The 12,580-nt window shown below is 40.1% G+C and carries 13 protein-coding genes; 8 read left to right on the top strand and 5 right to left on the bottom strand.

What is annotated here, in order from left to right:
* Positions 1–10 precede the first annotated feature (10 nt).
* The gene (locus NL42_RS03815) at positions 11–556 is read right to left on the bottom strand and encodes an ankyrin repeat domain-containing protein (RefSeq protein ID WP_252611249.1); all 546 of its coding nucleotides are present in this window, start codon (positions 554–556) and stop codon (positions 11–13) included.
* Between the two features lie 152 nt (positions 557–708).
* Positions 709–1,059: an HPF/RaiA family ribosome-associated protein gene (locus tag NL42_RS03810; RefSeq protein ID WP_016139845.1), complete on the bottom strand. Its 351-nt coding sequence runs from the start codon at positions 1,057–1,059 to the stop codon at positions 709–711.
* Positions 1,060–1,311: 252 nt separating this feature from the next.
* Between NL42_RS03810 and puuE the strand changes: the two genes are divergently transcribed.
* The 5 genes from puuE to NL42_RS03785 all read left to right on the top strand — a co-directional run bounded on the left by puuE (position 1,312) and on the right by NL42_RS03785 (position 5,439).
* On the top strand, positions 1,312–2,277 hold the full coding sequence (gene puuE, locus NL42_RS03805; protein ID WP_461311810.1) for an allantoinase PuuE: 966 nt from the start codon (positions 1,312–1,314) through the stop codon (positions 2,275–2,277).
* A gap of 99 nt (positions 2,278–2,376) precedes the next feature.
* Positions 2,377–2,880, top strand: coding sequence for a 2-oxo-4-hydroxy-4-carboxy-5-ureidoimidazoline decarboxylase (gene uraD / locus NL42_RS03800; protein WP_461311832.1), 504 nt, complete (start codon positions 2,377–2,379; stop codon positions 2,878–2,880).
* Complete coding sequence (gene uraH / locus NL42_RS03795; protein ID WP_198307380.1) at positions 2,877–3,200, top strand: hydroxyisourate hydrolase; 324 nt, start codon at positions 2,877–2,879, stop codon at positions 3,198–3,200. The genes uraD and uraH overlap by 4 nt, the downstream gene beginning before the upstream one ends.
* A gap of 24 nt (positions 3,201–3,224) precedes the next feature.
* Positions 3,225–4,592 carry a nucleobase:cation symporter-2 family protein gene (locus NL42_RS03790; protein WP_461311809.1) on the top strand — a complete coding sequence of 456 codons (1,368 nt, stop codon included), beginning with the start codon at positions 3,225–3,227 and terminating at the stop codon, positions 4,590–4,592.
* Between the two features lie 121 nt (positions 4,593–4,713).
* Positions 4,714–5,439 carry an outer membrane protein OmpK gene (locus NL42_RS03785; protein WP_461311808.1) on the top strand — a complete coding sequence of 242 codons (726 nt, stop codon included), beginning with the start codon at positions 4,714–4,716 and terminating at the stop codon, positions 5,437–5,439.
* Positions 5,440–5,491: 52 nt separating this feature from the next.
* On the opposite strand, the gene hpxO is transcribed toward NL42_RS03785, so the two are convergent.
* Positions 5,492–6,649, bottom strand: coding sequence for an FAD-dependent urate hydroxylase HpxO (gene hpxO / locus NL42_RS03780; protein ID WP_461311807.1), 1,158 nt, complete (start codon positions 6,647–6,649; stop codon positions 5,492–5,494).
* A 199-nt stretch (positions 6,650–6,848) separates the two neighbouring features.
* Here hpxO and alc point away from each other — a divergent pair, with 199 nt between their 5' ends.
* Together alc and NL42_RS03770 are read left to right on the top strand one after the other, a co-directional pair.
* Positions 6,849–7,859: an allantoicase gene (gene alc, locus NL42_RS03775; RefSeq protein ID WP_461311806.1), complete on the top strand. Its 1,011-nt coding sequence runs from the start codon at positions 6,849–6,851 to the stop codon at positions 7,857–7,859.
* Positions 7,856–8,359 (top strand): ureidoglycolate lyase, encoded by a 504-nt coding sequence (locus NL42_RS03770; RefSeq protein ID WP_461311831.1) that lies wholly within the window; start codon positions 7,856–7,858, stop codon positions 8,357–8,359. Before alc ends, NL42_RS03770 begins: the two co-directional genes overlap by 4 nt.
* Before the next feature lie 120 nt (positions 8,360–8,479).
* On the opposite strand, the gene parE is transcribed toward NL42_RS03770, so the two are convergent.
* Complete coding sequence (parE, locus tag NL42_RS03765) at positions 8,480–10,363, bottom strand: DNA topoisomerase IV subunit B (RefSeq protein ID WP_461311805.1); 1,884 nt, start codon at positions 10,361–10,363, stop codon at positions 8,480–8,482.
* A 14-nt stretch (positions 10,364–10,377) separates the two neighbouring features.
* Positions 10,378–10,959: a YqiA/YcfP family alpha/beta fold hydrolase gene (locus NL42_RS03760; RefSeq protein ID WP_016139835.1), complete on the bottom strand. Its 582-nt coding sequence runs from the start codon at positions 10,957–10,959 to the stop codon at positions 10,378–10,380.
* A 210-nt stretch (positions 10,960–11,169) separates the two neighbouring features.
* Between NL42_RS03760 and NL42_RS03755 the strand changes: the two genes are divergently transcribed.
* Positions 11,170–12,513 (top strand): alpha/beta fold hydrolase, encoded by a 1,344-nt coding sequence (locus NL42_RS03755; protein WP_461311804.1) that lies wholly within the window; start codon positions 11,170–11,172, stop codon positions 12,511–12,513.
* Positions 12,514–12,580: the final 67 nt, after the last annotated feature.

The raw sequence follows: 12,580 nt of genomic DNA, 5'->3' as shown, positions 1-12,580 counted from the left end.
TAATATCCAATCAAGTAGTTAATTCTTTCGTCATTTTAGCCCCATGACGGCGCAATAATTCTAATGTTTCACGCTCTTCTTCAAGCGATTCTGACCAATCTATTTCATCAAAATCACAATCAAAGAACAACTGACTGATTGAAGATAAAATGGTGAGTCCTTCTTCATCACGTGAGTTTGGATCAACTTTTTCATCGAGTAAACGTTGAACAGCTGGAGCACATGCCGAGCTTGCAGCATCCCATAACGGACCGTAAAACTCTTCTGCATCCCAAAGGTGTACATTGGCTTTAGCCTGAATTAAAGCTTCAAGAATATCGAGGTAAACTTGTAACGCTTGTTGCTTCTCTTCTTTTGATAATGGTGTACCTGCTTCATAAGCTTCCGATACATTTTCCCACCATTTAAAAATTCCGTCACAAATAATTGATACAGGTGGCCCTTGCTCCGGATCAATAAAGTTCGGATCAAGTCCGTCAGCAAGTAATTTCTGCACTTGCGCGAGTTCTAATTCTTCTATGGCTTTAATTAAAGCTTGCTGCTGGGTGGTTAACATGACCATCTCTCAAAAATATATTAGGGCTATTATGCCTAATCTCATCTCCAGATTTTAGAGGTTGATTGCATCGCATTGCAAACCTAATGTTGTGAATAGTTTATTTTCATCAAATATAAAAAAAGCCCCGAAGGGCTTTTTAGCATTTTCAATTAAACTTCATCATCAATGAATTCTGGTTGCCCACCTCTCGGGTGTTCTTTTTTCTCAAAAGTATGTTCGAGGCTGCGTTTTAATTTTTCAATCGCGCCATGGATTGAAGCGTCAATATTTCCTGCCTTATGGTGAACTGCAACTGGTTTCAAACCTGAAGGACGTGCTTCAATCATACAGTGGATATCTTTGTCACCACTTTTGTCCCCATTTTCATCACTAAAATGAACCGAGAAATGCGTAATACGTTCGCTGTGACGTTGGAATTCTTGAGTAAGTTCTGTACGTACATAAGTAATTAAACGTTCACTATTATGGATGTTTTTATCTGTGCGGATTTCAATATTCATAAATACCATCCTTTCTTTCTTACTGTGGAACTTTTCTATGCAAAACTTTTTTATGTTGGCATGTTTTAAGCATGCATGAACTGACTTCAATTGTACATTTTGATGGTGTAATGGTTTGTTATCTCCTGACTTAAACGTACTGGTTTTAATTTATTTTGAAGATCTTCATATCTTCAATATCAGTCCATCTATAAAAATATGCAAGCTGATTTTTTAAATTTTTATGAAAAATTGAACAAAAGGAGAGCAATCGTGTCCAAATCTTATCTATCTGGAGCCGAGCTCATTGAGCAAATTCAAAAGTCTCCTTATTCACGTGATTTGATCGGTTATCACGGACAGCCTCCACAAGTTAAATGGCCTAACCATGCCAAGATTGCAGTGCAATTTGTTCTTAATTATGAAGAAGGTGGCGAAAAACATATTGAGCACGGCGATGAAGGCTCAGAACAGTTTTTATCGGAGATTATTGGGGCTGCAAGTTACCCAGCGAAACATATGTCGATGGACTCTATGTACGAATATGGTTCACGTGCTGGTTTTTGGCGCATTCATAATGAGTTCCAAAAGCGCAAACTTCCAATGACCATTTTTGGAGTTGCAATGGCACTTGTCCGCAATCCTTATATTGTGGAAGCGATTAAACAAGCTGATTATGATGTGGTTTCTCATGGTTATCGTTGGCTTCACTATCAAGATACTGATATTGAAGTTGAAAAACAGCATATAGAACAAGCTTTATCTATCTTAGAAAACTTATTTGGAAATAAAGTAATAGGTTGGTACACCGGACGTGACAGTCCCAATACCCGTCAGTTACTTGCAGAGTTCCCACAAATTCAATACGACTCTGATTATTATGGCGATGATCTACCTTTTTGGACGACTCTCACCAATGCTGCGGGTGCATCATGTCCTCATCTAATTATTCCTTATACTTTGGAATGTAACGATATGAAATTCTGTTCACCAGGCGGATTTAATAGTTCAGAACAGTTTTTTCAATATTTAAAAGATAGTTTTGATGTGCTGTATGCAGAGGGAGAAACTGCACCAAAAATGATGTCGATTGGAATGCATTGCCGTATTTTAGGGCATCCAGGGCGTTTTAAAGCACTACAAAAATTTCTCGACTATCTTCAAATGCACGATCGAGTCTGGATATGTAGTCGTCAAGATATTGCTGAACATTGGTATAAAAATCACATAACTAAATAATTGATTTTTAATTTTCCAAATTCATAAGCGAACCATGAACCACTCTTGGCACTGTTATTGCTAAAACTCTATATCACGACAACGAGTTTAGGAATAACAGTGTTTTTAGCCGAGTTTAATCAAGCCCCACCCGAACAACTCAAGACTTTGTTAAAAAACTGTGTCCACATTCCCGCATGGGCCGAGAAAATCATCTCAGAACGCCCTTATTCATCAAAAGCGTCTCTTTTAGAGCATGCAGAAAATTTAAGTCAAATGTGGTCATGGCAAGACATTGAAACTGCTTTAGCAACCCACCCAAAAATTGGTGAACGACAAGCAAAAAAACAACTCAATGCAAAAGAGCAACATTTTTCAAATCAGGAACAAGCTGGCATTTCTTTAGATGAACAAACGCAGCAAGCTCTGCTGCAAGGCAACCTCGATTATGAACAAAAGTTTGGCTTTATTTTTTTAATTAGAGCAGCGGGCCTCAGTAGCGATGAGATTTTAAAAAAGCTACATGAACGTTTACAACATGACTTAGCTATCGAAAAAATAATTGTACATGAGCAACTCGCAGCGATTGCTCTGTTACGTCTATCTCAGGAAATACAAGCATGATCAGCACTCATATTTTAGATACGAATTTAGGCAAACCAGCTGCACACGTAGAAGTGAAGTTGTTTCATGCAGAAACCCATGAGCTGATTGCGACCGCAACCACTAATCCAGACGGTCGAGTGGGTGATTTTGGAATAACAGACTTTGCAAAAGGTGCATATCAACTTGAATTTGAAATTGCGCCTTATTTTTCATCGCAGCAAATTAAAACTTTTTTCCCACGTGTTTGTATTCAGTTTTTTGTAGAAGACGTCAATCAGCATTACCACATTCCATTACTGATCAGCCCGTTTGCTTACTCCACTTATCGCGGTAGTTAATTCAAATATAAATAGGAGAAAAATATGAATCATCAGCAAAAAAATGCGATTTCTCCAGAGCATGAATATTTAGGAATTTCCAAAAGTTTTGCTTACGGCTTACAGCATGTGCTTACCATGTATGGGGGCATTGTAGCCCCGCCACTTATTATTGGAACAGCAGCTGGATTAAGCTCAGCACAAGTCGGAATGTTGATTGCAGCAGCCCTATTTGTAGGTGGATTAGCAACACTGATTCAAACCATTGGAACCAAATATCTAGGTGCAAAATTACCTTTAGTTCAGGGCGTGTCTTTTGCAGGTGTTGCAACCATGGTCGCAATTATCACCACGGGCGGTGGCTTACCTGCTGTATATGGTGCGGTCATTGCTGCGTCTCTGATTGGACTATGTCTTGCGCCTTATTTTTCTAAAATTATTCGATTTTTCCCGCCTGTTGTAACGGGATGCGTCATCACAATTATTGGTTTATCTCTGTTACCTGTCGCGATTCGCTGGATGATGGGTGGTAACAATAAAGCACCCGACTGGGGAAGTGTAGAAAATATCTCTTTGGCCTTGCTAACCTTAGGCATTGTGATTGTTTTAAATATGCTGCCGCAAGCCAGCATTCGTCGCTTATCGATTTTATTGGCTATTGTTGCTGGTACTGCCCTCGCCTATTTTATGGGCTTTGGTGATTTTAGTCAGGTAAGCTCAGGCGCATGGCTGCAATTTCCACATTTATTTGCATTTGGTTTGCCAACATTCGAGCTCAGCGCAATCTTGTCAATGTTGATTGTGACTTTAGTCATTATGACGGAAACCACAGCCGATATTATTGCTGTCGGAGACATTGTAGGAACTGAAGTAGATGCTAAACGTATCGCCAATGGTGTACGTGCGGATATGTTTTCAAGTGCTTTTGCACCTATCTTTGGTTCATTCATGCAAAGCGCTTTTGCCCAAAATGTTGGACTGGTTGCGATTACAGGCATAAAAAGCCGCTTCGTAGTAGCAGCAGGCGGTGTGATTCTGATTATTTTGGGTCTACTCCCTATTATGGGTCGTTTGATTGCCGCGATTCCAATGCCCGTACTTGGTGGTGCAGGTTTAGTCTTATTTGGATCGGTTGCAGCAAGTGGAATTCGCACTTTGGCAAAAATAGATTATAACGATCAGAAAAATTTAATTATTGTCGCGACCGCTTTATCGGCAGGTATGATTCCAATTATTAACCATGAATTTTATGCTCATTTCCCAGTTTGGGTACAAACTTTGTTCCATTCGGGCATTAGTTCAACTTGTATCTTTGCTATCTTGTTGAATTTATTATTTAATCATTTACCTACATTTCGCAGCTCGCGCACCCCTCATTTAAGCCAAACAATAAATACCAGAAATACACATTAAAGATTTAGTTTTTAGCGCCCCACTTCGGTGGGCCTTTTTTTAACCGTTGATCAAATTTGGCTTCATTTTTGCTTAAGACACTGTATCCTTAGCGTGCTTTATTTGGGGGGAGATCATTTAAATGCAATTAAAGCAACTTGCGGCGACGTGTGCCTTGTTATCTGCAACTGCCATGGTTCAGGCAAAACCAATCTGGCAAGATTTTAGCGTGACTGGACTTTATGGTGAAAACTATGAAGTTGTAGATGACAAAGAAACCACCCTTACTTTGGAATATGCAGCGAAAGTTAAATACGCTGATGTATTTTTCTTTATGGACCGTATGCGTGGTGAAAATGACCACAAGAGTACTTACTTCGAGTTATCACCACGTTTAAGCTTAGGTGAAATATCAGGTAAAAAACTGGCGTATGGCCCAATCAAAGATGTGTTAATTAGTACCACTTGGGAAGGCAATAGTGAAGACGGCAACAACTTCGATAATTTCCTTTATGGTTTTGCCGTCGACTTAAATATCCCATATTTCCAATATGCGAATTTAAACTTCTACCGTGCAAATAATGAGAACACTGACGACGATTATCAAATGACGTTTGTTTATGGCATTCCATTTAAAATCGCATCTGAAGATTTCTTGGTAGATGGTTTCCTTGACTGGTCAACTGCTGAAGGCGACCATGCCAGCGAGTTGAACTGGACAACACAATGGAAATGGAATGTAGGTAAACACATTTCTCCTGACACACGTCTTTACCTCGGTATTGAGCATTCTGTGTGGAATAACAAATTCGGTATTAAAGATGCAGACGAAAATAACGTCAGCGCATTGGTTAAATACCACTTCTAAAATCATGCTTTAGAAGATTAAACAGCAAGGAAAATTCCTTGCTGTTTTTGTTTTAATCGAGTGGATTACCCACAATATTGCTGATAATCCCCTGCATAATATGTCCGCCTTGTTCACGGCGTAATTCTGCATACCACGCTTGTGTAACGCTTTCATCTTTCATATGAGTCACATCACAGCGTTTACGCGCACGAAGTACCAATTCATTTGCACGTTCATTGCGCTTGTTTTGATAGCGACGTAAAGCATCTTCGATACCTAAAGTGTTAATTTGCAGAGAACGCGCTAAATAAATAGCATCTTCCATCGCTTGGCAACCGCCTTGACCAATATCAGGTGTGGTGCTGTGTGCAGCATCACCTAAAATCACCACACGACCTTTATAAAACTGAGTAAACGGTTCAATGTCATGGATTTCTACCCGATTCGTCTTTTGCGGGTCTAAACGCTCAATGAGCTGATGTACTGGTTGGCACCAATCAGCAAAATATTGTTTTAAAAGTTTTTTATAGTCATCTCGATTATTGTCTAATCCTGCTGGCAACGGCACATCTAAAAAGAAATAGAACTTGCCATCTGCAACTGGCATTAAAGAAGCTCGCTTGCCTTCCCCCACATAAGTCGTCCATTGCTGAGCTGGCGCTAAATCTTCAGATATTTCAACCAAACCATTCCAGTTCACATAACCCGCATAACGGCGCTGTACCTGTTGGCCTAACACATAGGTTCGTGTAAGTGAGTGGGTACCATCAGCCCCAATTAATAGATCAGCCTGCGTTGAACTACCATCTGCAAAATGGACCTCAACATAATCAGCTTTGTCTTCAAGGCTGACCATTTTTTTACCTAGATAAATCTGGTCTCGGCCAAACTCATCCATCAGCATATTTTGTAAATCGGCACGTGCAACCGGATAAGGTCTTTGCCCTACTTCTTCAATTAATGGTAGTAAACTGAATTGTGTCATCACATCTCCAGTTAGACCATCCACATAGGCCAAATCATCCATTTGTCCACCAAGTTTGGCGATTTTATCAGTTAATCCCAGATAGTTTAGACATTTCACACCATTCGACCACAGCGAAATTGCAGCGCCAACTGGAAGAATCTTTTCAGTTTGCTCAAAAATGCGAACTTGGTGACCAAATTTCTTTAATGCAATGCCTGTGGTTAGACCTCCCATTCCCGCACCAATAATCACCACATTCATAACACGCTCCTATAGATATTCACCTATAGAGTGCTTATGCTAAAAACATGCCATCCTTCAAAATTTATTTAGCTTTTCCACAAAACTGGCATGCACCATGCTTATATATTTATGTGTAAAACTCGTCTCAGCACGCTCCGTGTTAGCGCAGTTTTAAATGAAAAATCATGTTTTTAACAAGAAATACGGATAATCCACTATGGCAACCTTGCACGCTCCAGCATTTGAACTTCCTGAAATTTTGAATACGAAAACCAATTTGGCAGATGCCCGAATTGGTGCACAAATCATTGAGTGTTCAGATGATTTCTTTGCAGAAGCAAAGCGTATGCTGCAATTTGATGCACCTATTTTTGTTGAAGATAAATTTGATGACAACGGTAAATGGATGGACGGCTGGGAAACGCGCCGTAAGCGTCACGCAGGCTATGACTGGTGCATTGTGAAGCTTGGTGTGAGTGGAAAAATAAGTGCACTCGATATTGATACCAGCTTTTTTACAGGAAATTATCCTGCATCTGCATCATTAGACGCATGTTATGCACCAAATGATGACCTTACAGGGGCAAAATGGGAGAGTCTTTTGGGAAATACAGAACTCGGCCCAAGCCAGCATCATATTTTTATGGTCAATAATGATGCACTTTTCACTCATATACGCCTCAATATTTTCCCAGATGGTGGTATTGCCCGTTTACGTGTTTATGGAGACGTTCATATTCAGATAACTGACAGCGAGCAAACTCTCGATTTATTGGCCCTAGAGAATGGTGGTCGCGTAGTTGCTTATAGCGATGCTCATTTCGGACATCCACGTAATTTGATTAACCCTGGCCGTGGCGTCAACATGGGCGATGGATGGGAAACTAAACGCCGCCGAGCTCCGGGTTATGACTGGTGTATTCTTGCGTTGGGTAAAAGCGGGAAAATTGAGAAACTTGAAATTGATACGGCTCACTTTAAAGGGAACTTCCCTGCCCAAGTATCTATTCAAGCGGTTTACCTTGAAAATGCAACCGATGCACAGTTAATTCCACAAAGTATGTTCTGGTCTTATTTACTTGAAGCTCAACCGATGCAAATGGATCATATTCATGAATATGTAAATGAGATTTTACAGCATGAAAAAATCTCTCATATTCGTATTAACATGATTCCGGATGGTGGTATTAGTCGTGTTCGTTTATGGGGAAAAATTGCCAAGTCATGATCATGAAGAATGTTCAAATTCAGCCTTTAACAATTGAAAACTTTCAGTCCTTCGGAGAGGTCATCTGTTGCGACGGGCATGACTTTTTTCATATTAACGATGCCCACACCGAGCGCTACCATGCGCTCGTTGAAACTGAAATTGAAGGGGAAGCAAAGGCAGGAATTAGTATTTTCCGTAATATTAAGGCCAGTGTACTGCCTCTGGAAATTTCAATGCTAGAACGTCATCCGAAAGGCTCTCAGGCATTTATTCCACTACAGCAACAAAAGTTTTTAATTATTGTGGCACCCGCTTTAGACGAGAATACTCCCGACATTTCAAAGCTATGTGCATTTGTTTCAAATGGAAAGCAAAGTATCAATTATCGGGCAGGCACTTGGCATCATCCTTTGCTTACCTTTGAAGCACCGAGTGATTTTGTAGTGGTGGATCGAATTGGAACGGGAGCAAATTGTGATGTTTTTCAATTTCCACTTGCTATAAAAATTACGGCCTAAATTAAAATATACAGATCTGTCTATTTTAATTTAATGGCAGAAACTGTTGTGGTGATTTCCAACAATTTAGATTTACATAAAAAATCCCCGCCTATTAAGCGGGGATTTTTTTATTCTATTTTAAACAGTAATATCGGCTAAGTTACCTTTCTGCTCAAGCCACTGCTTACGATCTGCTGAACGTTTTTTGGCAAGTAACTTATCAAGTAAACCCGCTGTTAAATGAGCATCGTCTAGATCGAGTTGTACTAAACGACGAGTGTTTGGGTCCATGGTCGTTTCACGTAGCTGACTCGCGTTCATCTCACCCAGTCCTTTGAATCGGGTAATTTGCGGATTACGATTGCCTTTCACATTTTTCAAGATGACTTCAAGCTCATCATCATCAAGCGCGTAATGGACATCTTTACCAATGTCGATACGGAACAATGGTGGCATTGCTACAAACAGATGACCTTCCTCAACCAATGTCGGAAAGTGTTTAACGAATAAGGCACAGAGTAAGGTCGCAATGTGTAAACCATCCGAGTCAGCATCGGCCAAAATACAGATTTTGCCATAACGCAGCTCTGATAAATCATCACTACCTGGGTCTACGCCAATGGCAATCGCAATATCATGAACTTCTTGAGAAGCCAATACTTCATCTGAAGAAACTTCCCACGTATTTAAGATTTTTCCACGAATTGGCATGATAGCTTGAAAGTTTTTATCACGCGCTTGCTTGGCACTACCACCTGCTGAGTCACCCTCGACAATAAATAGCTCACTGTCTTCGCGAGTTTGCCCAACACAGTCAGCCAATTTACCCGGTAAAGCAGGACCAGAAACAATCTTTTTACGCTCAACTTTTTTAGCTGCTTTTAAACGACGACCCGCTTTCGAAATCGCCATTTCTGCCAGTTGCATGGCAATTTCAGCATGTTGGTTTAACCAAAGTGAAAAAGCATCTTTGGCAATATTTAAAACAATATTGGATGCCTCTCGACTAGAAAGACGCTCTTTGGTTTGACCAGAAAACTGCGGTTCTTGGAACTTGAGTGATAAAATATAGTTCACACCATCCCAAACATCTTCTGCGGATAGTTTGAGATTACGTGGCAACAAGTTACGCAGCTCACAGAACTCACGTAATGCTTCGGTTACCCCTGAACGTAAACCGTTCACATGAGTCCCGCCTTGCGCGGTTGGAATCAGGTTGACGTAACTTTCTTGAACCTGCTCACCACCTTCTACATTCCAGCAAATCGCAAATTCACACGCCGCACGATCTGCCTGACCATTACTCACAAAAGCGGGATTTGGCAAAATTTCGCGGTCTTGCAACTCATCCATCAAATAATCGACGAGGCCATTTTCAAATTGCCATTCGATTTTTTCATCGTTAATTTGATCGATATAAATAATTTTTAACCCAGCGGCTAAAACAGCTTTGGCTTTTAAATTATGTTTTAGGGCTTTTAAAGCAAATTTCGGACTATCAAAATATTTGGTTTCTGGCCAAAAATGTACTGTTGTACCTGTCGCGCGTTTTGGAGCTTTACCTTCGAGAATGGCCAAAGGTGCAACGGGTTCACCCTGCTCAAACGCCATTTGGTATAGATTACCCTGACGTTGAACTTCGACCTCAACACGTGTTGATAAAGCATTTACAACTGAAATTCCCACGCCATGCAAACCACCAGAAAACTGATAGTTATCAGTACTGAATTTACCGCCAGCATGGAGCTTGGTCAGAATAATTTCGATACCACATTGACCATATTCAGGATGAATATCGACTGGCATACCACGGCCGTTATCTTCAACCGACAATGAACCATCTTTATAAACTGTGACACATATTTTGTCGGCATGACCCGCTAATGCTTCATCAACAGCATTATCAATAACTTCCTGAGCTAAATGGTTAGGTCGAGTCGTATCGGTATACATCCCTGGACGACGACGAACAGGGTCTAAACCAGAAAGGACTTCAAGCGATTGAGCCGTATATTGTGTCACGTTGTACGTTTTCCTTATTTGATGGTGTGCGCAAAGAATTCGATCACTAACGGTAATTTTTCTTCAAAATCTTCCATAGCATGATTGCCATGAGCATCCGTCAAAATCAATGAGGATGGCGTTGCAGCACTATAATAGCGTTGTGCTTGACGATAATCCAAAATTTCGTCGCCTTGTTGCAACAAGACGAGTATTTTGTCGGCATTTTTAGGTTGTTTCAGTTCCAGTTGTTGTAATTGTCGCAACTGAACATGATCAATTGACCATTGATCATTCACCACATAGGGCATGCTTTCAACTTGAAACAACTCATCAAACAACTTCCATGGTTGCATAGCAGGATTAATCAGTACAGCTGGAATATTATATTTCGCGACAAAATATGTCGCAAAAAAACCACCTAAACTACTACCAACCAATGCAACATCATCCAGACTTTCAATAAGTTCTGAAACTTGCTCAACCACCTGATCTGGAGATCTATTTAGGTTTGGCAAATGCACATCAATCCCTAATTCGCTACAATACTGCCTTAAGCTCAGTCCTTTAATCGAAAGAGAGCTACTATTAAAACCATGGAGGTAGATAATATTCATATATTTCCCTCTAAATTGAGACAAAATTCACAATTTTGTTCTCAGTTTGTATAGAAAAGCACAATTGTCAGACAAGAAAAACCACTCAACTAACCATTCATCAGTATTTTAAAAAAATGTGTTATTTAAACTACTAAGATGGAAACGTTTACTGCCGTTGATAAAAAGTACAGCTTAAAACGTCGGTTATAACGTATATGGGGAAAAGATATGCCGAGCTTAACACCACTACATGAAACTTATTGTAAATGGGATCGTACGCCACCGAGTCAGGCAGACGTATTAGAAGGTTTAGCTCAACTGTTCAGCACCAGCTTAAATGGTGTACATGAATTAATACAAGTAATTAATATTGAAGTATTAAAAAATGCTTTTGGTATTAGCACACAAAATGCAAAAAACTTTCAAAAACGACCATTTGTGCAAAAGGCATATCAATTTTCTTATGGCGCATTACAAAAATATGGGAGCCACTTTTTAGCGCCAAGTTTGCGTCACATTATTGAAAAATATCCCACGCTTCACGAAAAACCACTCACCCCGAGCCAACATTTTTTGGTCGGAATTTTGAATGGAATTTTTGGGGATTATTTACTTAAACAACATAGTCCACTCGCCTTACCAATGGTGTTATACGATCACTACGGTGCAATACAACAAGGGGAACTTGCAGGACGTATTGTGATTTTGGTTCATGGTTTGTGTATGAATCATCTGAGTTGGTCAAATGCACATTATGGGGGTATTGGGGAACGTCTGTTAGCCCAGCGTGACCACAACACCATGCTCTATTTAAATTACAATACAGGTCGCCGCATTTCAGCAAATGGGCGCAGTTTTTCCAACTTATTAGAAGATTTGGTACAACGTAATCCAAGAATTACGAGCATTGATATCATTGGCCATAGTATGGGCGGATTGGTTTCTCGTAGCGCCTTGTTTTACGGCAAACAAAATATGTATCAATGGATTCATATGGTCGAGAATTTGGTATGTATTGGCTCTCCACATCATGGTGCGGTGTTGGAACGCTTTGGCTTTACCATACAAGATAAACTTGGGGCCTTCCCTTTTGTTGGTTTACTCGGTCAACTAGTTAATATTCGTAGTAATGGCATTTTAGACTTACGCCACGGTAGCGTTCGTGATGACGACTGGGAATATATGGATGCCCGAATTGGCATGATGGATGATAACCGTGCCCCAGCTCCGCTACCTTCCCATATCAATACATTTTTAGTGGCAGGAACACTCGAATTTGAAAAAGTACGCAACAAAGCACTTACCGTAATTGGCGATTACTTGGTGAGTGTGAAAAGCGCGCTAGGTGAACATCCAAATCCACGTTTTCAGCTCAAAGTTCCAGACTCTCATAAAGCCGTGTTTTATGGCTTAAATCACTTTGAAATTCAGTATCACTCGAGTGTTGCCGAACAGATCACACGCTGGTTGTATCCTAATGTTAATGATTATGTACAAGAAGGTATTCAAACTCATATTATTGATATGCCGAACTATACGCTCGAAGATTTAGAAGGAATTGTAGAGACGTAAAAAAAAGCCCAACTTAAGTTGGGCTTTTTTATAGAATCTTAAATATTTTAAAAAGAGCTCTATAACT

The sequence above is a fragment of the Acinetobacter sp. GN11 genome (assembly GCF_054823985.1).
Note: the sequence above shows the minus strand (reverse complement) of the source record. Positions and strands in the feature narration are given on the sequence as shown.